The sequence below is a fragment of the Pseudoduganella aquatica genome (assembly GCF_009857595.1).
Lineage (GTDB): Bacteria > Pseudomonadota > Gammaproteobacteria > Burkholderiales > Burkholderiaceae_D > Rugamonas > Rugamonas aquatica_A.
The window spans coordinates 54,429-80,063 of sequence record NZ_WWCU01000029.1 but is presented as its reverse complement, the minus strand read 5'-3'; the positions used below and the strand labels follow the sequence as shown (position 1 = coordinate 80,063).

Genomic DNA, 25,635 nt, shown 5'->3' with positions numbered 1-25,635 from the left:
GTGCGCATCGCCGCGCTGCGAGTCAGCGCGGGCGGGGCCGCCGCTGCGCCTGCGACGGCAGCGCCTGCGCCGGCCTACGTCGGCGTGGCGCGCACGCTGCGCCAGCGCACCCAGGTGCGGCAGGCGATTTTCCGTGCGCTGGTGCTGCTCGACAGCCTGTTCACCCTGGCCTGCGTGGGCCTGATCTGGTTCTCGGTGACCAACGGCCTGCGTCCGCTGGAGCGCATGCGCGCCGGCCTGAACGCGCGCAAGGGCGACCAGCTGTCCCCCATCGTGCAGGAGGGCGTGCCCTATGAGCTGGCGCCGGTGGTGCACGCCTTCAACGGCCTGCTGGCGCGCGTGAGCGAGGGCGCGCAAGCGCAGCAGGAATTCCTGGCCAATGTGGCGCACCAGCTGCGCACCCCGCTGGCCGGCCTGCAGACCCAGCTTGAATGGCTGGGCCATCGCCACGCCGAGGCGGAAACCGCGCATTCCATCCGCCTGATGCTGTCCTCCACCGAGCGCATGATACGGCAGACCAACCAGCTGCTGGCGCTGGCGCGCGCCGAGCCCAGCCACTTCGAAAAGACCCGGCTCGAGCCGCTGGCGCTGGACGCCCTGGTGGCCGAGACCGTGCAGCATTTCGTCGAGCAGGCGGCGCGCAAGTCCATCGACCTGGGTTTCGAGCTGCAGCCCGCGCCGGTGCTGGGCGACCGCTTCCTGCTGCGCGACCTGGTCGACAACCTGATCGACAACGCCATCCGCTACACGCCCGAGCACGGCACGGTGACGGTGCGCTGCATGCCCGGCGAGGCGGGCGGCGGGGCGCTGACCGGGGGCACGGTGCTGGAGGTGGAGGACTCGGGGCCGGGCATCGCCCCGGCGCTGCGCGAGGCCGTGTTCAAGCGCTATGTGCGGCTGGACGACAAGGTGGCCGGCAGCGGCCTGGGCCTGGCTATTGTGCGCGACATTGCGGCCGCCCACGGCGCCCGCATCGCCATTGCCAGCGCCACCGGCGGCCAGGCGGGGCAGGGCGCGCTGTTCTCGGTGCGCTTTCCCGCCGCTTAATTTGGGCAAATGTGCGGCTGTCAGGAATTTGTCAGTATTTCTTCAGGGAAATGCAAGCTAGGAGCGCTACCATGCTGTCATGACTTATGACAACATAACGGAGCGTACCAAGATGAAACGCAGCCAGCATGGTTCGCAGCAAGGTTTCTCGCTGATCGAAGTGATGATCGCCGTGGCTATTATTGGCATCCTGGCGGCGGTGGCGCTGCCGGCCTACAGCAAATACGTGGTGCGGGCCAGGCTGACCGAAGCCTTCACTTCCCTGGGCGGCGCGCAGCCCGCCGCCGAGCAGTTCTGGGCCAACAGCCGCACCTATGACGGCTTCCAGAACGCCAGCAACTTCCCCTCGTCGACGGCCAATTTCGACTACACCCTGTCCAACGCCACCGCCTCGGCCTATGTCCTCACGGCCACCGGCAAGGGCAAGGCAGCCGGCTTCAGCTACACGGTGGACCAGAATGGCGGCCGCGCCACCACCGCCACGCCCGAGTGGGGCACCAGCACCAGCTGCTGGGTCGACCGTCCGGGGGGCGTATGCGGCAACTAATGGACAGCGGCCAGCGCGGCACCACGCTGGTCGAGCTGATGATAGGCTTGACCATCCTGGCGCTGCTGGCGGCCATCGGCATCCCCAGCATGGCGACCTGGATCAGCGGCAATAAGGCGGTCTCGGCCGGCGAATTCTATGCCGACGGCTTCGCCATGGCGCGCCGCCAGGCGGTGCTGCATAACGCCGCCAGCCGCATCGTGCTGACGCCGAACGTGAACAACGGCCAGATGGATTGGCAGGTCGACGTGTGCTTCCCGGCCCCGGGCGTGCCCTGCAACGACACCAGCGGCACCTGGTCCACCACCAGCACGCCGGCGCCGTCCGATCCGGAAGGCGTGAACGGCTACAAATCCGTGCTGCGCCCGGCGGATGCCTTGCCGCAAAGCGACATGCTGGTGCCCAAGCTGGAGCCGGAGGGCACCTCGGCCGTGTACTTCACCTCGCTGGGCTGGGTCGACACCGGCTATGCCGACCGCCTGAGCCGCATCCGCCTCGATCCGGCCGGTCCGCACGCCAGCGAAATCCCGCCGGTGGCGGTGGCCGTGTCGCTGTCCGGCCTGGCCATCAAGTGCAACCCCGTCCTGGCCGCGCCCGACTCGCGCGCCTGCCCACCGTGAGCACGCCATGAAAACTTGCCGCCTTCCCCGGCGTCCCGCATGGCGCCAGCGCGGCGTGGCCATGCTGGAAGCCATGATCGCCATCGTCATCCTCGCCATCGGCCTGCTTGGCACGGTGGGCCTGCAGGCGCGCTCGTATTCGGCCCTGTCGGACGCCAGCATGCGCGCCGAAGCCACCATTGCCGGCGAAAAGCTGTTCGGCATCATGAGCAACGACCTGCCCAACCTGGGTGATTACGCGCTGGCCGAAAACGGCACCCCCAGCGGCGCCATCGCGCCCTGGCTGGCGGAAACCAAGCTGCAGATCCCGGGCGCCAAGGTGGCGGTGCGGCTGGTGACGCAAAGCGCCACCACCACCATGGTGGAAATCAGCATCCGCTGGACGCGCAAGACGGGGGGCGCCGAAAACCGCCATGTGCTCACTTCCTATGTCGCGAGGGTGACCTGATGCGCCGCCTGACTTTCCCATCCCCCCGGCGCGCCGGCGCGCGCGGCTTTTCCGTCGTCGAGCTGATGGTGGCCGTCACGGTCGGCATGCTGGCCATTATGTTCGCCACCCGCCTGATCGTGAACTCCGAGCAGAACAAGTCGGTGTCGCTGGGCGGCTCGGACCAGATGCAAAACGGCATGCTGGCGCTGTTTTCCATCACCGAGGACGCGGCCCAGGCAGGCTGGGGCATGAACGACGACCTGGTCGCCGGCTGCAACACCATCTTCTCCGACACCGCCGGCTACGCGCTGGCCGCCGCCGACCGCGGCGGCGTGGCCGTCACGCCGCTGGCGGCGGTGGTGATCACCAACAACGCCAACGGCTCGGACCAGATCAGCCTGAACACCGGCAGCTCGCCGACCGGCGTGGGCTCGGTCAAGGTCAGCGACAACTACGCCGGCGGCGACACGCTCAGCATCTCCACCGCCGCGCCCTTCGGCTTCCTGAAGGGCGACGCCATCGTGGTGGTGCCGGAGCCGCGCGGCGGCAACTGCGCGCTGGCCCAGCTCAGCGCCGATCCCCTCGGCACCGTGCTCACCTTCACCGCCAACGCCGAGTCGCGCTACAACCGCAACGGACTGGGCGCCGCCTTCACCGCGAATCTGGCGCGGGTCTACAACCTGGGGCCGGCGCGCAGCCTGGCGCTGCACACCTGGTCGGTGCAGAACAGCGTGCTGATGCTGCGCGCCTCCAACCTGGCCGGCGCCATGGCGGCGCCGTCGACGGTGGTGGAGGGCATCGTGGCGCTCAAGGCCCAGTACGGTTTTGCCAGCGGCGCATTCAATCCGGCCACCGGCCTGCAGGTGACGCAGTGGTCCAACACCATGGTCAATGCGGACGGCGACGCCGCCACCGGCAGCGCCGGCGACTACCAGCAGGTGGCCGCCATCCGCGTGGCGGTGGTGGCGCGCAGCAAGGCGCCGGAAAAGCCTTCGGCCACCAATGGCCAGTGCAGTGCCACCACGGCCAAGCCGGTGGTGTTCGCCACCGCCAGCCCGGCCAATGTGACGGCGGTGCCGGTCACGGTGGAAGTGGCGCAGCCCGGCGACAGCGTGAGCTGGAAGTGCTACCGCTACCGCGTGTTTGAAACCATTATCCCTATCCGCAACGCAGGCTGGAGGCCGACATGGGAAAGCTGAATACCGCTCAGGGACTGCGCCAGCGCGGCGTGGCGCTGCCCGTCATGCTCATCATGCTGGCAGTGATGATGCTCAGCAGCATATACCTGCTGCGCTCGACCAATTCCAGCACCATGACCACCAGCAACCTGGCCTACGATTCCTCGCTGGCCAAGGCGGCCGACCTGGGGCTGCACACGGCCTTCCAGTTCCTGGCCACGCAGCCCAAGTCCACGCTGGTGGCCAATATTCCGGCGGCCGGCTATGTGGCGTCGATGGCGCCCAACCAGGGCGTGAACCATCCGGACTTCTGGGCCGGCTCGGCCTATGTGGACGACAGCGCCCATAACCGCATCCAGTACGTGATCCACCGCATGTGCATGCTGCCCGGCGCCTACAACTCGACCGCGCCGGCCAACAACTGCACGCTGGCGGCGGCCAAGCAGAAGGTGGCCAGCCAGACCGGGCTCGGGCTCAGCCTGTCGAGCGACCGCTCCGAGTACGCCACCATGCCCGAACTGCACTATGTGATCACAGCGCGCATTTATGGCCCGCGCGGCGGCAACGTCGTGACGCAGTCCGTGGTGATGATGGGTCCCTGAGGCCCTTTAAGACAGGAAACAATATGAACAAGCTCACCTACCAGCCCGGGCTGGCCGCCCTGGCCGCTTTGGCTACGTTGTCGGCGTCCCTGCTGGCGCCGGCCGCCTGGGCCGGCACCACGCAGATTGCGCAAGTGCCGCTGCTGAACATCGCCGGCACCGGCACCGTCAAGCCCAATCTGATGCTGTTGTTCGACAACTCCGGTTCCATGGAGCAGCACTACACGCCCGACTATGTGAACGACAATCTGTGCCGCTCCAGCGCCAAGCTGTCGAACGGCATCATGGCCTGCAACGTCGGCCACCCGCCTTTCATGGCGTCCGACTTCAACCGTCAGTACTACAACCCGAAAATCCGCTACCAGCCCGCGATCAAGGCCGATGGCAGCTATTACAAGGAACAGACCTCGGCCAACACCACCGGCTGGACCAAGGTGGCCAGCGACGCTTTCGGCGTCTACAACAAGGACCTGTACGCCGCCAACGACACCGAGATCAACCTGCTGACCGAGTTCCCCGATCTCAAGTGGTGCGACCCGAACAACACCAGCGACTGCCGCGTCAACAGCGCCACCTACAGCTATCCGGACAACACCTACCGCAGCGCGGTGGCCATTTCCACCAGTCCTTACTACTTCAATATCGCGGTGGCGGAATTTTGCACCGACGAGAGCATGACCACCTGCAAGTCCACGGCGGCCGGCGGCACGGCGCCGTCCGGCTATCCGGTGCCGGTGAAGGTGCGCTGGTGCAAGGAGACCACGCTGATCAACTGCCAGGCCAAGCGCGTGGGCAGCTATACCTATCCGCGCTATTCCACCGCCAGCGGCGGCATGGCCGCCTTCGGCACCATCGCCATCGGCGCCACCGCCAGCAGCGCCTCGATGACCATCACCAGCGTGACGATACCGGACCCGAGCACGGCGCGCACCATCACCAACGGCACCGTCACCGCGCCCAGCGGCACCAACACCGCGCTCAAGCAGCAAACCATGGCCAGCGCGCTGGCGGCCAGCATCATCGCCAGGACCGGGCTGACCAACCAGTACTACGCCTGCGTGAAAACGCCGATCGGCCAGACCACCGTGCCGCCGTGCTCCAGCTACGGCATTACGCTGACGGCGGAAAACGTGGTGGCGGTGGTGGCCGTGGTATGCAGCGGCACCAAGTCGGCCACGACCTGCTTGCCGGTCAGCGACAACAGCCGCGCCGGCTGGGGCATCACCGTCAACGCGCCCAGCGTGACGGTCACGCCGGCCGTGACGCGCGTGTCGCCCACCGCCATTGTCACCATCTCCGGCACCACCGCCAATACCAACAATCCTACGCCTTCGTTGTCGGACCTGAGCTGGGCCGGCACCCAGCTGATCAATAACTTTTCGCTGGGCCGCAACGTCAGCGCCGCCACGGTGACCACCTCCATCATCAACAAGATCGGCAACGGCGGCACCATCCAGGCCTACGCGGCCGGCAACAGCGTCACGCCCACCTGCGCGGCGCAGAGCGGCAACAACAAGATCTGCCTGGTGCACACCACTCTCAACAACAACGGCAACACGCCCAGCGGCGGCACCGTGAGCGGCCTGACCTTCAGCTATACCGCCGGCGCCGGCTATGTGGCGGCCTCCAGCGCCGTGAACGAGGCCATTCCCACCACCACCGCCGCCATTTCGTCCGGCAGCGAACCCCCCAGCACTTTTGTGCGCGTCAACCTGACCTCGGGCCAGACCTACCCGAAAGGCCCGGACCGCATCGACTGCCTGGGCGCCTCCAGCTGCACCTACGCGGAGGAGATGACCAATTTCGCCAACTGGTACACCTACTACAAGAGCCGGCTGCAAATGATGAAGACCTCGGTCGGCATCGCCTTCGCCGCGCTCAACAGCAACTACCGGGCCGGCTTCGTGCGCCTGTCGCAGGCCGCCGCCGGCGGCGCCATCGACATGAAGCCGACCGATTTCGTCGGCACCGCGCGCACCACCTGGTACAGCACGCTGTACAACACCACCACCAGCGGCTCGACCCCGATCCGCGCGGCGATGGACAATGTGGGCCGCATGTACGCCAACCTCAGCCCTTACGAGTACAGCGCCGGCAACGAGGTGGTGCAGTTCCCCTGCCAGCCCAATTTCCTGATACTGACCACGGACGGCTACTGGAACGGCAGCTCCACCGCCAACGTGGTCAACAACGACAACGTGGAGAACCCGTCGCGCTTCTGCACCCAGGCGCGCGGCTGCGTCGATACGCGCTCCCAGTCCCAGCCCTCGATCTCGGACGTGGCGCTGCACTGGTACAACGGCGGCTCCAGCGACGGCACCGTGTCGCTGCGGCCCTCGCTGGAGCCGGACATGACCAAGCCCGGCCAGGTGCCCGCCGCCGGCGGCGAGAACACCCACCTGCACATGAACACCTACACGCTGGGCCTGGGCATGGACGGGGTGATGACCTATGAACCCAATTACGACACCGCGCCCAAGCCGGGCGGCGACTTCTACAACCTGATCACCGGCGCCGCCTCGGGCTGCCCGTGGAACGCCAACGGCGCCTATGTGTGGCCGGACCCGCAGACCTCCAGCACGGCCAGCACCGTGCAGGAGCGCGTGGACGACCTGTGGCACGCCGCCATTGCCGGCCATGGCAAATACTTCAGCGCCAACGAGCCCAAGGAAGTGGTGGAGGGCCTGGCCTCGGCACTGGCCAATATGCAGGTGACGGTGGGCGCGGCGGCCGCCGCGGCGACCTCGACGCCGAATATTTCGCTGCAGGACAACGACATCTTCTCGGACACCTTCACCACCGTGAAATGGTATGGCGAGCTGTCGGACAAGAAGATCGATCCGGCCACCGGCATCGTCGGCACCACGCCGGTCTGGACCACCTCGGACACGGTCGGCCCGCAGGCCGTGGCAGGGACCGGCGGCACGCCGGCCACCAGCGGCGGCCGCACCATCTACATGCTGGACCCGGGCGGCGCCACCTCGCTGACCGAATTCCGCTACGCCAATATGGGCGGCTCGGCGCTGATGCAGGGCTGGTTCAGCAACAAGTGCACGGCGCTGTCGCAATGCACCTTGCTGTCGACCACGGACCGCGCCATCGTCAACAGCGGCGCCAATATGGTGAACTGGCTGCGCGGCGAGCAGACCTATGCCAACGATGAGATCTTCCGCGCCTACAGCCTGACGGCCACCACGCCGGCCGGCCAGTCCGGCCCGGTCCCCATCGTGCTGGGCGACATCGCCTCGTCCAAGCCGGCCTATCTGCGCGAGCCGCGCAAGGGTTATCCATCGGCCACCTACCAGGCCTACCGCACCAAGTGGACCGCCGACCGCGTGCCGACCGTGTTCACCGCCGCCAACGACGGCATGCTGCATGCCTTCCGCGCCTCGGACGGCCATGAGCTGTGGGCCTATGTGCCGCGCATCACCATGAAGAAGCTCTACGCGCTGGCCAGCACCACCTACGGCACCAACCACCAGTTCAGCACCGACGGTTCGCCGGAAGTGGCGGACGTGGAAGTGGGCGGCACCTGGAAAACCGTGCTGGTGGCCGGCCTGAACGGCGGTGGACGCGGCTACTACGCGCTCGACGTGACCGACCCCACCGCGCCCAAGGCGCTGTGGGAAACCTGCGCCGACGCCGCCGTCTGCGCCCACGCCGACGCCGACCTGGGCCTGACCTTCGGCAATCCGCAGTTCGGCACCTGGCGCGGCCAGTGGGTGGTGTTCGTCACCTCCGGCTACAACAACGTGCCCGGCACCGACGGCGTGGCGGGCGGCACCGGCCGGGGCTTCCTGTTCATTATCGACGTTGCCACCGGCGCCATCCTGCAGAAGATCGACACCGGCTCGGGCAGCACCACCACGCCGTCCGGCCTGGCGAAGATCACCGCCATCACCAACAACCCGGCCACCGATCCGGCCGTGACCTATGTGTACGGCGGCGACAACGACGGCAATTTGTGGCGCTTCGACGCGGCCGCCGCGACGGTGCGCCAGATGGCGACCACCGGCGCGCTGCAGCCCATCACCACGCGCCCCGACATCACCCTGTGCGCGGCCCAGCAGACCAACGCCACCACCGGCGAAATCACCAATATCGCCCAGCGCGTGGTGCTGTTCGGCACCGGCCGCCTGCTGGACGTGCCGGACACCGTGAACGTCGACCTGCAAAGCCTGTACGTGGTGAAGGACGCCGACACCTGCAGCACCACGCCCTGCATCGCGGCGCGCGGCACCGGCATGGTCAAGCAGACGCTGGCGCTGCAAGGCTCGAGCAGCAACACCAATACCTACACGATCACCAGCAATCCGGTGAACCTGGTGACGCAGGACGGCTGGTACTTCGACTGGTCGCTGAACAAGGGCGAGCGCATGAACCTGGATCCGAAAGTGGTCAGCGGCGTGGCCAATGTGGTGACCAATCTGCCGACGTCGTCCTCGTCGTGCTCGGTGGGCGGCACCAGCAACGCCTACGCGCTGAACGTGTGCAACGGCAACGCGGCCATCGGCAATATCGCCGGCAGCACGCTGTCGAACACCTCGGCGGCGGTGGGCTTCATCATCGTGCGCCTGCCCAAGGGCGAGCTGAAGATGATCACCACCACCGCCAAGGGCGAAACGCTGACCCGTCCGCTGATCGAGCTGGAATCGACCGCCGCCCACCGGGCCGGCTGGCGCAGGATCAAGATCGATTGACGAGTGAGATTGAGACTAATGCTGGCCCCGTGTAAAATAGCAGGTTTTACGCGGGGCCATTGTTATGGTCGCGAACATGGCCAACGACATCGACAACAGCATTCCTGACACCCCGGACGACGCGCCGGCAGCCTCCAGCGGCAAGACGCCCGCGCTGATCGCGCGCGAAACCCAGCGCCGCCGCACCTTCGGCATTATTTCCCACCCGGATGCGGGTAAAACCACGCTGACCGAAAAGCTGCTGCTGTTCTCGGGCGCGATCCAGATGGCCGGCACGGTCAAGGCGCGCAAATCGGGCCGCCACGCCACGTCGGACTGGATGGAAATCGAGAAGCAGCGCGGCATTTCCGTGGCTTCCTCGGTGATGCAGTTCGACTTCCGCGACCACATCATCAACCTGCTCGACACCCCCGGCCACCAGGACTTCTCGGAAGACACTTACCGCGTGCTGACGGCGGTGGACTCGGCGCTGATGGTGATCGACGCGGCCAAGGGCGTGGAGGCGCAGACCATCAAGCTGCTGGACGTGTGCCGCATGCGGAATACGCCCATCGTCACCTTCATGAACAAGCTGGACCGCGAATGCCGCGACCCGCTGGAGCTGCTCGACGAGCTGGAATCGGTGCTGAAGATCCAGTGCGCGCCGGTGACCTGGCCTATCGGCATGGGCAAGAACTTCCGCGGCGTGTACCACCTGCTGAACGACGAGATCCTGCTGTTCCGCGCCGGTTCGGAAAGCGCGGACCAGGCGGTGGAAATCATCAAGGGCATCGATAATCCTCGCCTGCAAGAAATGTTCCCGCTGGAAATGGATCAGCTGCGCATGGAAGTGGAACTGGTCAAGGGCGCGTCGCATCCTTTCGACCTGGAAGAGTTCCTGGCCGGCGTGCAGACGCCGGTGTTCTTTGGCTCGGCCATCAACAACTTCGGCGTGCGCGAGATCCTGTCGGCGCTGGTGGACTGGGCGCCGGCGCCGCGCGGCCGCGACGCCACCGTGCGCGTGGTCGAGCCCACCGAGCAGCCGTTCACCGGCTTCGTGTTCAAGATCCAGGCCAATATGGACCCGGCGCACCGCGACCGCATCGCCTTCCTGCGCGTGTGCTCGGGCCGCTTCGAGCGCGGCATGAAGGTCAAGCACCTGCGCCTGGGGCGCGAGGTGAAAGTGTCGTCCGTGGTGACGTTTATGGCGTCCTCGCGCGAGCAGGTGGAAGAGGCGTACGCCGGCGACATCATCGGCTTGCCCAACCACGGCAATATGCAGATCGGCGACTCCTTCTCGGAAGGCGAACTGCTGACTTTCACCGGCATTCCGTATTTCGCGCCGGACTTCTTCCGCCAGGTGCGCATCCGCAACCCGCTGAAAATCAAGCAGCTGCACAAGGGCTTGCAGCAGCTGGGCGAGGAGGGCGCGGTGCAGGTCTTCAAGCCGGTGCAGGGCGGCGAGCTGGTGCTGGGCGCGGTCGGTGTGCTGCAGTTCGAGGTGGTGGCCAGCCGCTTGATGAATGAATACGGCGTGGACGCCGTGTTTGAAGGCACCAGCATCAGCAGCGCGCGCTGGGTGTCGTCGGACGACAAGAAGGCCCTGGTGGACTTCGAGGCGGCGCTGGGCCACAACGTGGCCTACGACGCGGCCGGCAATATGGCCTACCTGGCAACGTCCAGCGTCAACCTGCGCCTGACGCAGGAACGCTGGCCCAAGCTGCAGTTCCACGCCACGCGCGAGCACGCGGCCAAGCTGACCTAAGCTGGGCTTTATTTGGCAGGGGTGGCCAGCGGCTTGCCCTTGTCCACCACGTACACGCCCGTCAGCTTCATGGTTCCGCCGCCGGTGTTGCGGGCGTCGTGCACCACGCCGGCCTTGATCACGAAGGCCTCGCCCGCTTTGACGCGGCGCGGGTCTTCGCCTTCGATCAGCAATTCTCCCTCGCCTTCCTGTATATAGCTGATCTCGTCGCCGGGGTGGCTGTGGCGTCCCGCCACCGCGCCGGGCGCCAGCTCCACATTGGCCACCACCGCTTCCCGCCCCGGTACGGACACGTCCGCCTTGAGCACCACCGTGCGCTTGATGCCGGTGTTTTGCGCATGCGCCGGAGCGGCCAGCGCCACGGCGGCGGCAAGGGCGCAGGCGGCCCGGGTCAGATTGGCTGTCATTGCTGTCCTTGCTGGGGGTGGGGATGCTGGGGATGGTGGTAATGCTGGTCGTTGCCGAACAGAATCGCGTCGAGTATGCTGGCCGACCAGCACAGCACGCAGGCCAGCGTGGCCGCCGTCATGGCCGGGCCGTTGGTGCGCGACGCGGCGATCTGCTGGGCGATCATGGTGATGTCGAAAGGCAAGGTGCCGTTGGCCAGCTGGCCGGCCAGCGCATTCACCTGCACCGCCACCACCCGCAATATGGTCACCGCGCCCGCCAGCGTGGGCAGCAAAAAGATGCAGCCCCGCGCGAAGCGCTTGAGCACCAGTATCTGGCCCAGGCCCGGAAATAGCAGCGCCGAAATCAGAGCCGCCTTGATCGATTGCTTCATGGCCGTCCTCCTGAACAATGAAGCCCTATCTTACTCTTTTTACAAAACAAGGGAAACTGCGCGGCTTTCCTGTTCCAGCCGGCCGTTCCTGACCACCAGCACGCGTTCGGCCATGGCGATGGTTTCCGGCCGGTGCGCCACGATGATGCGGGTCAGCCCCAGGGCCTCGATGGTGGCGTTGACGCTTTTCTCGTTGGCAATATCGAGTTCGCTGGTGGCCTCGTCCAGCACCAGGATCCTGGGCCGGCGGTACAGCGCGCGCGCCAGCAGGATGCGCTGGCGCTGGCCGCCGCTGATGCCCATGCCGTTGTCGCCGGTGATGGTGTTGTAGGCCATGGGCATGGCTTCGATTTCCTGGTGCACCGCCGCCTGCTGGGCGCAGGCGCGGATGCGCTGCCAGTCCGGTTCGGGATCGAAGAAGCTGATATTCTCGGCCACCGAGCCGGAGAACATGCGGTCCTCCTGCATCACCGTGCCTATCATCTGCCGGTAATTGCTCACGCCCAGCCGCGCCACCGGCACGCCGCCCACCAGCACTTCGCCATGCTCGGGCGTGAGCAGGCCGAGCAATATCTTGACCAGCGTGGTCTTGCCGCAGCCGGAGGCGCCGGTAATGGCGACGCAGGAGCCGGCCGCGATCTTCAGGTCCAGCTGCTCGAAGATCAGCGGCTCGGTGGGCGAATAGCGGAAGGCCACGCCGCGCAGCTCCAGGCTGGGCGCGGCGGGCGGCAGGTCGGGCTCGTCGGCGTCGTGCGGGCCTTCGGGTTCGGTGCCGGTCAGCACAATGTCGGCCACGCGTTCGCCGTGCAGGCGCAGCATGCGGAACTCCACCAGCTTGTCGATCAGCGCGCCCAGGCGCTGGGAAAACTGGTCCTGGTAGGCGATGAAGGCGAACAGCATGCCCACCGTAAAGTGGCCGTCCAGCACGGCGCGCGCGGCCAGCCAGACCACCAGCACGCGCTCGGCGCCGAACAGCAGCGTGCGCGCGGTGTCGTGGCTGATGTTCAGGCGCTGCACGCGCAGCTCGGCGTTGAACTGTTCCGCCAGGATGTTGAGCCAGCCGGCGCGGCGCTGCTCGCCCTTGCCGAACAGGCGCACGCTCTGGATGCCGTTCACCGTTTCAAAGAAATGCGTGGTCTGGCGCGCCGCATGGATGATCTGCTCGGCGGAGGCGTCGCGCAGCGCGTGCAGCAGGCTCCAGCGCAGCACGCCGTACAGCGCGACGGCGCCCACGGCCACGGCCGCCAGCGCGCCGCTGTACAGCACCATCATGGCCAGCGTGCCGGCCACCATCACGCCGTCCACCAGGGCTTGCACGAAACCGGTGGTCAGGGTTTTCTGGATGGCGGCGATGGAGCCGAAGCTGGAGATGATGCGGCCCACGTGGCGCTTTTCGTAGTAGTCCAGCGGCAGGCGCATCATGTGCGAGAACACATTGCCGAACCACTGGAAATTCATGCTGGTGCTGAGCGCCACCACGAACCAGCCGCGCACCGCCGTCATGGCGGCCTGGATCAGCACCAGCAGGGCGAAGCCGAGCGCCAGCGTGGCCAGCAGGTCGCGGTCGGCCGACAGCAGGGCCTGGTCGACCACCCATTGCAGGAAGAAGGGCAGGCCGATGGCGATGGTTTCCAGCCCCAGGCTCAGCAGCAGGATCTGGCCCAGGCCGCGCCGCAGGCCGGTGATATGGCCCATCAGGCCGCGCAGCGTGAACTGCAGCTCCTGGCGCGCCGGGCGGAAGTCGCTGGCCGGGCGCAGTTCCAGCGCCACGCCGGAGAAGTGTTTGCCGAACTCGGCCAGCGTGAGGCGGCGGCGGCCCACGGCGGGGTCGTGGATGACCACGTGGCGCGCCGACACCGCCACCAGCACCACGAAATGGTCCAGGTCCCAGTGCAGGATGCAGGGCAGGGCCAGTTCCGGCAGGTTGGCCGGCTCCAGCCGCAGCGGCCGGCTTTCCAGCCTGAGCGCGCGCGCAATGCGCATCAGGCTCTCCAGCGTGGCGCCCTTGCGCGAGATGGGGAAGCGCAGGCGCAGCGCGGCCAGGCCGGTGCGGTAGCCGTGGTAGTCGGCCACCATGGCCAGGCTGGCCAGGCCGCATTCCGTCGCTTCCGTTTGCAGTAAGACCGGCGCCTGGCGGCGCCATCCCAGATTGATCATTCAGCTAGCTTTCTTTATAAGCGTCCGCGCATGCCCAGCAGCGGTTCCAGCGCCCACTCGGCCAGCGTGCGGTGTTCCAGCACCAGCGTGGCGCCCAGCTGCATGCCGGGCATCAGCGGGCGCCGCTGGCCGGCGGCGGTGATCTGTTGCGCGTCGAGCCGGACGCGGATGCGGTAGACGGGCTCGGCGGCGCCCAGCGCGGCGGCCCCGGCTGCGCCCGCGCCCGTGGCGGCGTAGCCGGCGGCGCGCTGCAGTTCGCCGAACGGCGCGGTGGCCTGCGAGATCTGGCGCACGCGGCCCGTGTATTGGCCGAACTTCTGGTAGGGGAAGGCGTCGTAGCGCAGCAGCACTTCGGTGCCGGGACGGATAAAGCCGGCCGCGCGCGTGGGCACGTAGAGTTCGGCTTCCAGCACGCTGTCCTGCGGCAGCAGGCTGGCCACGCGCTGGTCGGCCGCCACGGCCTGGCCCTGGTCGAGCACGATGGCCGCCACCCGGCCGGGCTGGCCGGCGCGCACCAGCAGCTCGCGCTGGGCCTCGCTTTCGCTGGCAGCCTGCTTCAGCGCTTCTATGTCGCGCTGCAATTGCGACGCTTCGCGCCCGCTTTGCAGCGGCAGGTCGGCGCGGCTGGCGGCCAGCGCCACCAGTTCGCGCTGGGTGGCCAAACGGCTGCCTTCCAGCGCCGCAATGCGCGCTTGCTGCTCCATCAATTCGGCCGCCTTGTCGCTGGCGGCGTTGCGCGAGACGGCGCCGTCGCGCGCGAGATCGGCGACGTTGCTGCTCACTTCACGCATGATCTGTACTTTTTGGCGGCGCAAAGCCAGTTCGCCGTCGATCTGGCGCAAGCTCGCGTCCAGGCTGGCCAGGCGCTGCGCCAGTTCCTCGCCTTTGTTGCCGCGCTGGCGGCCCTGCTGCTCCAGTTCCTGCCGCAAATGGGCGATGCGCGCCTGCAGCGACTGGTTGATGGCGGCCTGGGTGGCGCCGCTGGCGCTGGTGCGCTCGCTCGACAGCAGGTAGAGCGGATCGCCGACGCGCACCGCCTGGCCTTCGCCGACGTAGAGGCGGCTGATCACACCTGCCTGCGGCGTGGCCAGGCGCACGCTGCCGCGCTCGGGCACCAGCATGCCGCTCACCGTTTCTTTGCGGGAAAAGCCGAAATACAGCGCGAAGATAACAATGGCGGCAATCAGGCAACAGAAGAACAGGGTCAGCGCGGGGTAGCTCCAGGTGCGTGCCAGGATGACGGCGCCGTGCAGGCGGTGCGATTTGTGGTGGATGGCCTGATCGCGGAACAGGCTGTTCATGCTGGGCTAGTCATAGGGGTATTAAGCTGGGGGAAGGCCGGGCCGGCCCGAAGGCGGCCCGGTTGCGCAAGCTGGCATCCGGCGGGGGCCGGGCGTTGCCTTATCCGATCACGGGCAGTTGCACGACCACCTTGGCGAGCAGCGTGGTGTCGACTGCCAGCGGGAAGCCGTCATGGCCGATTTCCGGTGCGCCGGCCACCGATGCCACTTCGGCGGCGGACAGGCTGCGCATTGGGGTTGCAGCAGCAGGGGCGGTGGTGTTGCTGAAAGCGTTGCTCAGTGCGGAGAAGATCGATTTCATGGTAAGGCTCCTAAATTAACGGCGGTGGGAACTACTCAGGGAACGGACGTATGCATCCGGGGAACTGCAACTGCAAAAAATGTTCATGGCGCGCCTTTGCCGGAAGCGGCGGCGGACAAGGCCCGCATGTAATGGACCTCCTGGTAGGCCATGCGCTGCAGGCGTTCCTGCTGCGCGGCCGCTTCCGCAAAGGTGCCGGTGCACATGTGGGCGCGCACGTGCGGCGCCAGCAGCGCGTAGTCGGTGCTGCGTTCGGCCAGGCCGGCCAGCACCTGCTGCGCCTTGACGCAGGCACTGCGCGCGGCCGCGCCGTTGCCTGCCGCCCGGTCGAGGTCCGCCTGCATCAGCAGGGCGTTGGCGAGCGGCGGACTGGGCTGGGTCGCGTTCTTGCGGGTCTGGTACAGCTGTTCCAGGATGGCCGTGCTTTCGGCCAACTGGCGGCGGGCGTCGGCCAGCATGTCCAGCTTGAGCTGGGTGGCCGCCAGCGACTGCTGGGCCACTGCGGTCAGCTGCAGGATGCGGTCGTTTTGCGCCTTGCCGTCCGGCCCGCGCAGCGTGGCCAGGTTCTGCTGCAAGGCCAGCTGCTTGGGCAGCGCTTCGGCGGCCTTGCCCAGGTCGCTGTCCAGGTCGTACAGTTTCAGCTGAGCCCAGTACAGATTGGTCAGCCAGTGGCGGTTGCTGGGATCCTGCTTCACCACGTCGCGCAGCAGGCTTTCGGCGTCGTGCAGGTTGGCGCGCGCCTCACCGCGCTGCCCCAGCGCCAGGCGCAATTCGCCCTGGTAGGTCAGCGCGTTGGCCAGGCGGTAAGTCCACAGCGCGTCGCTGGGCGCCGAGTTGTGCAGCGGGCGCACCAGTTCCTCTTCGCGCTGGTACAGCGCCATGGCTTCATTCAGCAAACCTTGCTTGGCCTTGGCTTCGGCCAGCCAGGAAATCGTGTTGGCCAGGTCGGCCGGCAGTTTCGGGGTGCCGGTGCCGCTGGCCAGCACGCGCTGCTTCAATTCCACCGACTTGGCGAAGGCGTCGGCGGCCGCTTCGTATTGGCTGCGGCGCATCGCCACCGCGCCCAGGTTGCTGTGCGCGTAGGACTGCTCCATCCAGCCGTCCGCATCATCGGGATCGCTCGCGGCCAGGCTGTTGCTGTGCTCGCGATACTCCTTGAAGAACTTTTCAGCCGGGTCCAGTTCCGCGCGCGACAGGTGGATCTGTCCCTGGTAGAAGGCGTTTGCGCCCAGCGCCTTGTACAGCGCTTTGCGGTCGCTGCCGGTGCGCTCAAGCTTGAGCAGGATAGCGTGCGCAGCCTGCAGGGCTTCGGTGGCCTTGGCGGGGTTGGAGCGCGCGATATTCACCTCCGCAATGACGTGCAGCGCTTTCACGCGCTGTTCCAGCGTGGTGGGGCTGGCGTCCGTGCTTTGCGCGGCGGAGAGGTAGGCCAGGGCCTTGCCGCTGATGCCGTCGAGCAGGTCGAGGCGGCCCAGGGGGCGCAGTTTTTCCACGAATTCGCCCAGCATATAGCTCATCAGGCCCTCGGCCTCGGTGCGCTGCTGCTCGGCGTCGCGCTCGGCGTTGCGGGCGGCGATGCCGAGTATCACGGCCAGCACCGCCAGTAGGGTCACGCCCGCCATCATGGCCAGCTTCAGGCGTTCGGCCAGCTTCACTTTCTGCATGGACACGCGCACGTATTCCTGCTCCTGCGGCGCCAGCGTAAAGCCGTCCATGTCCAGCAGCGCGCGGGCCTGGTTGACCTGGCTGCCGCGCGGCAGCAGCAGGTCGCGCGGGCGGCCGGCGGCGGCCCAGCGTTCCGCGTCGTGGCCGATGCGGGTGCGCACCTGCAGCGCGTGGCGGTGCTGTTCTATCCAGTCAGCCACGCGCGGCCAGCGCCGCAGCAGCGCCTCGTGGGTGACGCCGAAACTGGCCACGTCGCTGGCCAGCTCGCTCACGAACAGGCGTGCTTCGACCAGTGCGCGCACCAGCGCCTGCGCCTCGGCGCCGTCCAGCGAGGACCAGGCGGCGCGGCGCGCCGTGACCGGGCCTTGTTCTTCCGACAGGTCCACCAGCAGCGACAGCACATGGGGCAGGGCGGCGCGCTGCGACGGTTCCAGCGCTTCCACCACCTGCTCGGCGCGGGCGGCAATGGCGCCGTCGATGCCGCCCAGCTCCGCAAAGACCGAGAAGCGCAGCGTGCCGTCCTCGCCGCGCTGGCGGTACAGTTCATTGAGGCAGTATTGTAATAGCGGCAAGGTATCCGGGCTGCCGCGGGCGGCGTCGCACAGCACGTCGTCCAGGCTGGCGCCGCTGACCGGGTCCTGCTCGAAGCGCAGCTGCGCCGCGCGCGCGGGCTGGCGCACGATCTGGGCGATGTCCGCGCCTTCGGGCGGACTCAGGTCGAAGTGGCCGCCGCGCGCCTTGAGCGCCATCAGCGCGGGCAGGGCGATCACGTCCGGGTAGAAATCGTTGCGGCAGGCCAGCATCACCAGCACGGCGCCGGAGCGCGCCATCTGTTCCAGCAGGGCAATAAAACGGGCGCGCGTGTCGTCGTTCATGCCGGGCGCGCGGAAGATGGCTTCCAGGCGGTCGACAAACAGGCCGACGCGGGGCCGGCGGCCGGCGTGGCGCAGCCGTTCTATCACCGCGTCGCTGTGCGCGCTTTCGAGGCGCTTGGCCAGCGCTTCGGCATTGTCGCCGCTGAACAGCAGCTTGCCGTCCAGTTCGGTATCCAGCAGCACGGCGGCCAGCGCCTGGAACAGGCCGCCTTCGGCCAGGTCCGCGCAGTCCATATACAGCGTGCATTCGAGCGCCACCGGCTCGGCCACGCTGTTCAGGCTTTTCATCAATTGGGGCAGCAGGCCGGCGCGCACCAGCGAGGTTTTGCCGGAACCGGACGGCCCCAGCACCAGTCCCATGGCGCAGCCGCCGGTGGTTTGCTTGCGCACCAGGTCGCGCAACTGGGCGACTGCCTGCATGCGGCCGAAGAACACGGCGGCGTGATTTTCCTGAAAAGCTTCCAGTCCGCGGAAGGGGGAACCCTGCAGCCAGCCGCCCTCGTCGGCGGCCACGTTGGCGGTGACGGGCGCGATGGCGCGGTAGCCGCGCTTGCGGATGGTCTCGATAAAACGCGGTTCCGTGCTCGAATCGCCAAGCGCGCGGCGCAGTTGCGTGATGGCTTTGTGCACCGGATTGTCACCCAGTTCGGCATTGCCCCAGCAGCTTTGCAGCAGCTCCTCGGCAGGTATCACGGCACCGGCGTGGCGGCACAAATAGCGCAAAACGTCCATTGCTCGCGGTTCCAACTGACTACTTTCATTTCCATTATGCAATGTATTGCTGTCTGGATTGATTTGCCATTCGCCGAAACGAAAGCCCCTATCGCTCATTGTGCTGCCTATGATCAAATTATTTCTTGATAAAAATCAATGCCTTGCATCGCCGGAAGATTTCAGGAAGGCGCCGGAAGGTAATCAACATTACAGTACATCCATGCAATCAGGCTAGATATTAGCAGTTCCTCAAGAAAGAATATAAGATGTCAAACATATCCATGTTTACCTTTAGCAACGCAGTCGAAGCGGGCGGCATGCGTACCATGAGCCTGCCTCCCCAGGGTTCGGCCTTGCACTCGCCCGCCGCTTTGGGCGGCTACGATCTGGTCTGGGCGCTCGCTCCCGAGACCCTGCGCGGGCAGTTGGCCGGGCTGCAAAAATCGGGCAAGCTGCCGTCCGAAGTGCTCGTGGGCAACCTGGAAGAATCAGGCCTTGTGATAGGCGGAGCGGATGCGGATCGGGTGCGTGTTGCTGTACCGCAACTGACCCTGGACGCCGCCACCCCGCGCAGCGCCAGCCTGGAGTTGTTATTTACCAGTGGCAACATGTCCTTCTACAATGCGTTCGGCAACCGCAGCAGCGTGCTCAAGCAGTCTGTTGCTGGATGGAAATTAACCTTCAATGTCAAACTGCAACTGGCGCCGGTGACGCTGGACGACGCGCTGCGCGGCGCCAGCGCCGATTGCGCGCGCGCCCTGATGCGCTTCGACGAGACCCGCTACCGCCTGCACGCGCTGACCCTGGACTTCGACCATAGCGACCTGATGCACGCCGACGAGTCGCGCAGCAAGCTCGGCACGGACAACCCGGTGCTGGCCGGCAATTTTGTCAACTTTATCGGCGCCTGGCTGAAAGGCCTGGCCGAAACCGGCGCCGCCTTCGTGCTGGGCTACGCCGCCGTGCGCGCCACGCCGGGCGAGGACACGCTGAGCCGTTTGCAGGCTGGCAGCGTCAGCGTGGCGGCGGCCGGCACCTTGAACCTGCTGCACATGCTGGGCCGCAAAGCCAGTTCGGACGGGCGCGGCGTGGCGGGCGGCCCCGGCCTGGCAGCAGTGCGCCCCGGCTATGCGCCAGGCTGCGCAGCGCGCGCCGTGCTGTCGCGCGAGGTGTTTTTCAAGCGTTTCCTGAAGCCGCTGCTGATCGACCCCATCCAGGAGCGCCTGAACCAGCTGCCGGATTACCGCAACTTGCGCGTGGCGCTGGACGGAGGGCTGAACCGGGAAGAGTCGTTCAACGAGAAATCCGGTGTCTCGGCCACCATGGACAACGGCGTGCGCGCCCAGTTCGTGGCCAATTCGGGCGGCTGGGGCTACCGCGACCATGTGCTGCTGCACTGGCGCGAAGGCAACCGCCTGTCCCATGTGCGGGAATCGGAGCAGGACCTGCAGTTCAGCGTGACCGTGTCCAGCCAGCCGGACAGCATGGGCGTGCCGCGCCTGACGGTCGACTTGTACAGCTCGCTGATGCGCTATGAATGGGACCGGGCCAGCCAGAAGATGGCGCTGTTCAACCGCAAGGTCAACCTCGGCAAAGGCTGGGCGCGCAGCACCATGCACTGGGCCATGCGCCTGCAGTTCCTGGCCGACGACCTGGGTGCGATCCGCGTGATGGTCACGCCCAAGCGCTCGCCGGCGGCGACGGACTCCGGCGTGGTGGGCATGTATATGGTGTCGGACGCGCTGGGGCACTTGCTCAATATGAACAAACTGAGCAATGAGTGGGAAGGCAACCCGGCCAGCCTGGGCGCGGTGCAGCAGGAGGTGGTGGCCGGTTTCAGCGTCGCGGCCACCGAACTGTTCAACCAGATGGCCGGGCAGCTCGTGCTGCCGTCCGGGCCGCAGCCGGGCTGCCGCCGCGTGCAGCTCAATGAAGACGGCGATATCGAGCTCGATCTGGGCTGGTGAGGTTGGCGGGTTACGCGCGGTGCGCTAACCCGCCCTACGATAAGTCCGGCAATGTAGGGCGGGTTAGCACGTAGTGCGTAACCCGCCATGCCTGCGCAGCAGATAAAAAAACGCCCGGTTCGTGAACCGGGCGTGTCCTTATTACTCGTAGTCGCTGATCGGTGCGCAGCCGCACATCAGGTTACGGTCGCCGTAGACGTTGTCGGCGCGGCCCACGGAAGGCCAGTACTTCTGCTTGCGCAGCGCCGGCACCGGGAAGGCAGCCACTTCGCGGCTGTACTTGCGGTCCCAGTTGTCCGAGGTCAGCACTTCAGCCGTGTGCGGCGCGAACTTCAGCGGGTTGTTCAGCTTGTCGAACTCGCCGCTTTCCACCTTGGCGATCTCGCCGCGGATCACGATCATCGCATCGATGAAGCGGTCCAGCTCGGCTTTCGCTTCCGATTCGGTCGGCTCGATCATCAGCGTGCCCGGTACCGGGAAGCTCATGGTCGGCGCGTGGAAGCCGAAGTCCATCAGGCGCTTGGCCACGTCTTCGTTGCTGATGCCGGTGGCATCGGTCAGCGGACGCAGGTCCAGGATGCACTCGTGCGCCACCAGGCCGTCGTGGCCCGAGTACAGCACCGGGTAGTGCGGCGCCAGGCGGCGCGCGATGTAGTTGGCGTTCAGGATGGCGGTTTCGGTCGCCGCGGTCAGGCCTTCGCCGCCCATCATGGCGATGTACATCCACGAGATTGGCAGGATCGAGGCGGAGCCGAACGGCGCTGCCGAGATCGAACCGATGCCGTCTTCGCTGCGCACATAGCCGTTCGAGCGCTGGTTGGGCAGGAACTTGGCTAGGTGGGCGCCAACGCCGATCGGGCCGACGCCTGGACCGCCGCCGCCGTGCGGGATGCAGAAGGTCTTGTGCAGGTTCAGGTGCGACACGTCGCCGCCGAACGCGCCCGGCGCGGCCACGCCGACCAGTGCATTCATATTGGCGCCGTCTATATATACCTGGCCGCCGTGCGAGTGGATGATGTCGCACAGTTCCTGGATGCCGTCTTCGAACACGCCGTGGGTCGAAGGGTAGGTGACCATGACGCAGGCCAGGTTCTTCGAGTGCAGCTCGGCCTTGGCTTTCAGGTCGGCCAGGTCCACGTTGCCGCGCTCGTCGCAGGCGGTGACCACCACCTGCATGCCGACCATATTGGCCGAAGCAGGGTTGGTGCCGTGCGCCGACGACGGGATCAGGCAGATGTTGCGGTGGCCTTCGCCGCGCGACTGGTGGTACTTCTGGATCACCAGCAGGCCGGCGTATTCGCCCTGCGAACCGGCGTTGGGCTGCAGCGAGACGGCGGCGTAGCCGGTGACGGCGCACAGCATCTCTTCCAGCTGGGCGATCATTTCGCGGTAGCCCACGGTCTGCTCGTTCGGTGCGAACGGGTGGATGTTCGAGAACTCGGGCCAGGTGACCGGGATCATTTCGCTGGTGGCGTTCAGCTTCATGGTGCAGGAGCCGAGCGGGATCATGGTGCGGTCCAGCGCCAGGTCCTTGTCCGCCAGGCTGCGCAGGTAGCGCAGCATTTCGGTTTCGGAGTGGTAGCGGTTGAACACAGGGTGCGTCAGATAAGCCGAGCTGCGGGCCAGCGCTTCAGGGAAGCTGTTGTTCACGCCGGCTTCGACGGTGTCGAAGTCCGGAGCGGCAGGCGCGTTGGCGACGCCGGTGGCGAACACGGTCCACAGGGTGGCGATGTCTGCGCGGGTGATGGTCTCGTCCAGCGAGATGCCGACGTGGTTGGCGTCGATCTGGCGCAGGTTCACGCCGTTGGCCTGGGCGGCTGCGTGCAGTGCGGCGGCGTTGGCGGTCTTGACGGTCAGGGTGTCGAAGAAGCTGTCGTTGACGCTGTAGCCCAGGGTCTTCAGGTTGGCCGCCAGGATGCCGGTGTAGCGGTGAACGCGGTTGGCGATCTGCAGCAGGCCGGCAGGGCCGTGGTAGACGGCGTACATCGACGCGATTACCGCCAGCAGCACCTGCGCGGTGCAGATGTTGGAGGTGGCTTTTTCGCGGCGGATGTGCTGCTCGCGGGTCTGCAGGGCCAGGCGGTAAGCCTGGTTGCCTTGCTGGTCGATGGTGACGCCGACCAGGCGGCCCGGCATCGATCGCTTGAATTCGTCGCGGGTGGACAGATAGCCGGCGTGCGGGCCGCCGAAGCCCAGCGGTACGCCGAAGCGCTGCGAGTTGCCGACCACCACGTCCGCGCCCCATTCGCCCGGAGGCGTGAGCATGGTCAGGGCCAGCAGGTCGGCCGCGACCACCACCATGGCGCCGGCGGCTTTCACGGTTTCAACGGCGGCGCGGTAGTCGCGCACCACGCCGTTGACGCCTGGGTATTGCAGCAGCACGCCGAAAGCGTCCGTCACGCCGGCCAGTTCGGCCGGGTCGAAGGTCTTCACGGTGATGCCCAGCGGCAGGGCGCGGGTCTGCACCACTTCCAGGGTTTGCGGCAGCACGTCGGATGCGACGTAGAAAGTGTTCGATTTCGACTTGCCCACGCGCTGGATCAGCGTCATGGCTTCGGCGGCGGCCGTGCCTTCGTCCAGCATGGACGCGTTGGCGATGCCCATGCCGGTCAGGTCGGTGACCACTTGCTGGAAGTTCAGGATGGCTTCCAGGCGGCCTTGCGAAATTTCAGGCTGATATGGGGTGTAAGCGGTGTACCAGGCCGGGTTCTCGAAGATATTGCGCAGCACGACGCCGGGCGTGTGGGTGTTGTAGTAACCCTGGCCGATCAGCGATTTGAGCACCTTGTTCTGCGAGGCGATGCCTTTCAGCTTGGCCAGCGCGGTGGTTTCCGGCATCGGCTCAAAGAACTGGCCGAGCGGCAGGGCGCTCTTGTTGCGGATGGACGGCGGCACGATGGCGTCGATCAGCGCGGTGCGGGTGGCGTAGCCGAGCACGTCGAGCATTTGCTGCTGCTCGTTGGCGTCCGGGCCGATGTGGCGGGCGATGAAAGCGTCGCGCGCTTCGAGTTGGGTCAGGCTGGTACGGGTCATGATGGCGGAGGAGATGTGAAGAATTCGTAGGGCGGGTTAGGCCGGAGGCCGTAACCCGCCATGCATGGGCCGCTGGCGGCGCCGGCGGGTTACGCGCTGCGCGCTAACCCGCCCTACATACATAGGCTGATTAGCCTTCGGTGGTCTTGCCGTAGGCAGCGGCGTCGAGCAGGCCGTTGATGGCGGCTGCGTCGGCCGGCTTGATCTTGAACAGCCAGGCGGCGTAGGCGTCGGTGTTGATCGATTCAGGCGCGTCCACCACGGCGTCGTTCACTGCTACCACTTCGCCTGCGATCGGCGCGTAGATGTCGGAAGCGGCTTTCACCGATTCCACCACGGCTGCGTCGTCGCCGGCGCCGTAGGTGGTGCCGACTTTCGGCAGTTCGACAAACACGATATCGCCCAGTGCGTCCTGCGCGAACTCGGTGATGCCGACGGTCACGGTGCCGTCGGCTTCAGCGCGTACCCACTCGTGGGACTCGGTGTACTTCAGGTCTGCAGGAATATTGCTCATGTCTAGCTCCAGTTGGGTTGTGTTCTAAGAATTCGAGGGTCAGGCTACCAGGATTTTACCGTTGCGCACGAACGGCAACTTTACAACCGTGGCGGCCAGTTTCTTGTCGCGGATTTCCACGTGCACGGTGTCGCCCACGGCCACGCCGTTCGGCACGCGCGCCAGCGCAATGGCTTGCTGCATGGTCGGGCTGAAGGTGCCGCTGGTGATCTCGCCGGTCTGCTCGGAGCCCGCCACGATCACCTTCTGGTGCGCGCGCAGCACGCCGCCTTTTTCGCGCAGGATCAGGCCCACGAACTGGGCGTTTTGGCCCATGGCTTGCAGAGCGGCCTTGCCTACGAAGTCGCGCTCGGACACCAGGTCGATGGTCCATGCCAGGCCTGCGTCCAGCGGGTTCACGGTTTCGTCCATGTCCTGGCCGTACAGGTTCATGCCCGCTTCCAGGCGCAGCGTGTCGCGCGCGCCCAGGCCGGCAGGCTTCACGCTGGCCGCGTTCAGCGCGTTCCACAGCGCCTCGGCCTGTTCCGCCGCCACGCCGATTTCAAAACCGTCTTCGCCGGTGTAGCCGGTGCGGGCGATCATCGCCTCGCCGAAGATGGTGTTCGGCACGAAGGCCACGTTGAACGGCTTCATGTCGGCGGTGGCGTCCTGCGAACCGGCGATCACTTCCCATACTTTTGCGCGGGCGTTCGGGCCTTGCACGGCGATCAGGGCCATGGCGTTGGCGCCGTCCCTGCGCTGGGTGATGGTCACGCCCGAGCCGGTGGCTGTGTTCTGCGCCTGCATCCACGCCACGTCTTTCTCGGCGGTGCCGGCGTTGACCACCAGGCGGAACCAGCTCTCGTTGATGAAGTAGACGATCAGGTCGTCGATCACGAAGCCTTGCGGGTTCAGCATGCAGGAGTAGAGCGCCTTGCCGGAGACTTGCAGCTTGTCGACGTTGTTGGCCAGCAGGCCGCGCAGGAATGCGCGGGTGTTGTCGCCCTTGATATCGACCACGCACATGTGGGCTACGTCGAACATGCCGACGTCGGTGCGCACCGCGTGGTGTTCTTCGATTTGCGAACCGTAGTTAACTGGCATGTCCCAGCCGCCGAAATCGACCATGCGTGCATTGAGGGCGCGGTGTGCGGCATTGAGTGGGGTCGCTTTGAGCGTCATGGGGCGGTCCAATAGATATAGGAGTTAACAGAAGCAAAATGCACAGCACAATGCGACGAACCCCTCTGTCCTTGGTACCTGAGAGATAGCGGAATGGCATCCGCACGCCCCTTCGGTGGGCTGCTGGCGTGGTGCCGCAGCCGCTCTCCAGAGTTTGACCCAGCTGCGCGGTGCGCCGCTGGCCCTTGACCGGTCCTTTTGCCTGAGAGTTTTTGGGTAGTGCCCCTTCGGCGGCAACGCGAGTTTGCCCTCTCCCGATCAAGACTGAGGAATATATGCCAGAAGGGGCTTTATGTCA

18 protein-coding genes and 2 riboswitches are annotated in these 25,635 nt (G+C 66.5%); of the genes, 9 read left to right on the top strand and 9 right to left on the bottom strand.

Features of this window, described 5'->3' with window-relative positions; all coding sequences use genetic code 11:
* From GTP77_RS21715 to GTP77_RS21680, 8 genes are all read left to right on the top strand, one after another.
* On the top strand, positions 1–1,047 hold a 1,047-nt coding region (locus GTP77_RS21715), incomplete at its 5' end, for a sensor histidine kinase (RefSeq protein WP_161074237.1).
* Positions 1,048–1,159: 112 nt separating this feature from the next.
* Complete coding sequence (locus GTP77_RS21710; RefSeq protein ID WP_161074236.1) at positions 1,160–1,594, top strand: type IV pilin protein; 435 nt, start codon at positions 1,160–1,162, stop codon at positions 1,592–1,594.
* Complete coding sequence (locus tag GTP77_RS21705; protein WP_161074235.1) at positions 1,582–2,214, top strand: pilus assembly FimT family protein; 633 nt, start codon at positions 1,582–1,584, stop codon at positions 2,212–2,214. The genes GTP77_RS21710 and GTP77_RS21705 overlap by 13 nt, the downstream gene beginning before the upstream one ends.
* 7 nt (positions 2,215–2,221) lie before the next feature.
* Positions 2,222–2,662 (top strand): type IV pilus modification PilV family protein, encoded by a 441-nt coding sequence (locus GTP77_RS21700; RefSeq protein ID WP_161074234.1) that lies wholly within the window; start codon positions 2,222–2,224, stop codon positions 2,660–2,662.
* On the top strand, positions 2,662–3,843 hold the full coding sequence (locus GTP77_RS21695) for a PilW family protein (protein ID WP_161074233.1): 1,182 nt from the start codon (positions 2,662–2,664) through the stop codon (positions 3,841–3,843). Before GTP77_RS21700 ends, GTP77_RS21695 begins: the two co-directional genes overlap by 1 nt.
* Positions 3,831–4,424 carry a pilus assembly PilX family protein gene (locus GTP77_RS21690; RefSeq protein WP_161074232.1) on the top strand — a complete coding sequence of 198 codons (594 nt, stop codon included), beginning with the start codon at positions 3,831–3,833 and terminating at the stop codon, positions 4,422–4,424. Before GTP77_RS21695 ends, GTP77_RS21690 begins: the two co-directional genes overlap by 13 nt.
* 23 nt (positions 4,425–4,447) lie before the next feature.
* Positions 4,448–9,124 (top strand): PilC/PilY family type IV pilus protein, encoded by a 4,677-nt coding sequence (locus tag GTP77_RS21685; protein ID WP_161074231.1) that lies wholly within the window; start codon positions 4,448–4,450, stop codon positions 9,122–9,124.
* Between the two features lie 76 nt (positions 9,125–9,200).
* Complete coding sequence (locus GTP77_RS21680; protein WP_161074242.1) at positions 9,201–10,868, top strand: peptide chain release factor 3; 1,668 nt, start codon at positions 9,201–9,203, stop codon at positions 10,866–10,868.
* A gap of 8 nt (positions 10,869–10,876) precedes the next feature.
* Here GTP77_RS21680 and GTP77_RS21675 read toward each other — a convergent pair whose 3' ends face one another.
* The 6 genes from GTP77_RS21675 to GTP77_RS21650 all read right to left on the bottom strand — a co-directional run bounded on the left by GTP77_RS21675 (position 10,877) and on the right by GTP77_RS21650 (position 18,779).
* On the bottom strand, positions 10,877–11,275 hold the full coding sequence (locus tag GTP77_RS21675) for a cupin domain-containing protein (protein WP_161074230.1): 399 nt from the start codon (positions 11,273–11,275) through the stop codon (positions 10,877–10,879).
* Complete coding sequence (locus GTP77_RS21670; protein WP_228893121.1) at positions 11,272–11,649, bottom strand: hypothetical protein; 378 nt, start codon at positions 11,647–11,649, stop codon at positions 11,272–11,274. Before GTP77_RS21670 ends, GTP77_RS21675 begins: the two co-directional genes overlap by 4 nt.
* A 39-nt stretch (positions 11,650–11,688) precedes the next feature.
* Positions 11,689–13,806, bottom strand: a complete 2,118-nt coding sequence (locus GTP77_RS21665; RefSeq protein ID WP_161074229.1) for a peptidase domain-containing ABC transporter — start codon at positions 13,804–13,806, stop codon at positions 11,689–11,691.
* A gap of 14 nt (positions 13,807–13,820) precedes the next feature.
* Positions 13,821–15,107, bottom strand: a complete 1,287-nt coding sequence (locus tag GTP77_RS21660; protein WP_161074228.1) for an HlyD family secretion protein — start codon at positions 15,105–15,107, stop codon at positions 13,821–13,823.
* A 100-nt stretch (positions 15,108–15,207) separates the two neighbouring features.
* Positions 15,208–15,408 carry a hypothetical protein gene (locus tag GTP77_RS21655; protein ID WP_161074227.1) on the bottom strand — a complete coding sequence of 67 codons (201 nt, stop codon included), beginning with the start codon at positions 15,406–15,408 and terminating at the stop codon, positions 15,208–15,210.
* Between the two features lie 83 nt (positions 15,409–15,491).
* On the bottom strand, positions 15,492–18,779 hold the full coding sequence (locus GTP77_RS21650) for an nSTAND1 domain-containing NTPase (protein WP_260048879.1): 3,288 nt from the start codon (positions 18,777–18,779) through the stop codon (positions 15,492–15,494).
* Positions 18,780–18,979: 200 nt separating this feature from the next.
* On the opposite strand from GTP77_RS21650, the gene GTP77_RS21645 reads away from it, so the two are divergent.
* Positions 18,980–20,629: a hypothetical protein gene (locus GTP77_RS21645; RefSeq protein WP_223149380.1), complete on the top strand. Its 1,650-nt coding sequence runs from the start codon at positions 18,980–18,982 to the stop codon at positions 20,627–20,629.
* Positions 20,630–20,770: 141 nt separating this feature from the next.
* Here the strand turns inward: GTP77_RS21645 and gcvP are convergent, their stop codons facing one another.
* From gcvP to gcvT, 3 genes are all read right to left on the bottom strand, one after another.
* Complete coding sequence (gene gcvP, locus GTP77_RS21640; protein ID WP_161074224.1) at positions 20,771–23,662, bottom strand: aminomethyl-transferring glycine dehydrogenase; 2,892 nt, start codon at positions 23,660–23,662, stop codon at positions 20,771–20,773.
* Between the two features lie 130 nt (positions 23,663–23,792).
* Positions 23,793–24,176, bottom strand: coding sequence for a glycine cleavage system protein GcvH (gene gcvH / locus GTP77_RS21635; protein WP_161074223.1), 384 nt, complete (start codon positions 24,174–24,176; stop codon positions 23,793–23,795).
* A gap of 39 nt (positions 24,177–24,215) precedes the next feature.
* Entirely contained in the window at positions 24,216–25,337 is a 1,122-nt protein-coding gene (gene gcvT, locus GTP77_RS21630; protein WP_161074222.1) for a glycine cleavage system aminomethyltransferase GcvT, read from the bottom strand.
* A gap of 55 nt (positions 25,338–25,392) precedes the next feature.
* Positions 25,393–25,498: riboswitch (glycine riboswitch) on the bottom strand.
* A gap of 19 nt (positions 25,499–25,517) precedes the next feature.
* Positions 25,518–25,604, bottom strand: a riboswitch (glycine riboswitch).
* Positions 25,605–25,635 lie beyond the last annotated feature (31 nt).

Coding starts and splice junctions, on each gene's coding strand:
- GTP77_RS21710 (WP_161074236.1), top strand. CDS start 1,160: ATGAAACGCAGCCAGCATGGTTCGCAGCAAGGTTTCTCGCTGATCGAA.
- GTP77_RS21705 (WP_161074235.1), top strand. CDS start 1,582: ATGCGGCAACTAATGGACAGCGGCCAGCGCGGCACCACGCTGGTCGAG.
- GTP77_RS21700 (WP_161074234.1), top strand. CDS start 2,222: ATGAAAACTTGCCGCCTTCCCCGGCGTCCCGCATGGCGCCAGCGCGGC.
- GTP77_RS21695 (WP_161074233.1), top strand. CDS start 2,662: ATGCGCCGCCTGACTTTCCCATCCCCCCGGCGCGCCGGCGCGCGCGGC.
- GTP77_RS21690 (WP_161074232.1), top strand. CDS start 3,831: ATGGGAAAGCTGAATACCGCTCAGGGACTGCGCCAGCGCGGCGTGGCG.
- GTP77_RS21685 (WP_161074231.1), top strand. CDS start 4,448: ATGAACAAGCTCACCTACCAGCCCGGGCTGGCCGCCCTGGCCGCTTTG.
- GTP77_RS21680 (WP_161074242.1), top strand. CDS start 9,201: ATGGCCAACGACATCGACAACAGCATTCCTGACACCCCGGACGACGCG.
- GTP77_RS21675 (WP_161074230.1), bottom strand. CDS start 11,275: ATGACAGCCAATCTGACCCGGGCCGCCTGCGCCCTTGCCGCCGCCGTG.
- GTP77_RS21670 (WP_228893121.1), bottom strand. CDS start 11,649: ATGAAGCAATCGATCAAGGCGGCTCTGATTTCGGCGCTGCTATTTCCG.
- GTP77_RS21665 (WP_161074229.1), bottom strand. CDS start 13,806: ATGATCAATCTGGGATGGCGCCGCCAGGCGCCGGTCTTACTGCAAACG.
- GTP77_RS21660 (WP_161074228.1), bottom strand. CDS start 15,107: ATGAACAGCCTGTTCCGCGATCAGGCCATCCACCACAAATCGCACCGC.
- GTP77_RS21655 (WP_161074227.1), bottom strand. CDS start 15,408: ATGAAATCGATCTTCTCCGCACTGAGCAACGCTTTCAGCAACACCACC.
- GTP77_RS21650 (WP_260048879.1), bottom strand. CDS start 18,779: ATGAGCGATAGGGGCTTTCGTTTCGGCGAATGGCAAATCAATCCAGAC.
- GTP77_RS21645 (WP_223149380.1), top strand. CDS start 18,980: ATGCGTACCATGAGCCTGCCTCCCCAGGGTTCGGCCTTGCACTCGCCC.
- gcvP (WP_161074224.1), bottom strand. CDS start 23,662: ATGACCCGTACCAGCCTGACCCAACTCGAAGCGCGCGACGCTTTCATC.
- gcvH (WP_161074223.1), bottom strand. CDS start 24,176: ATGAGCAATATTCCTGCAGACCTGAAGTACACCGAGTCCCACGAGTGG.
- gcvT (WP_161074222.1), bottom strand. CDS start 25,337: ATGACGCTCAAAGCGACCCCACTCAATGCCGCACACCGCGCCCTCAAT.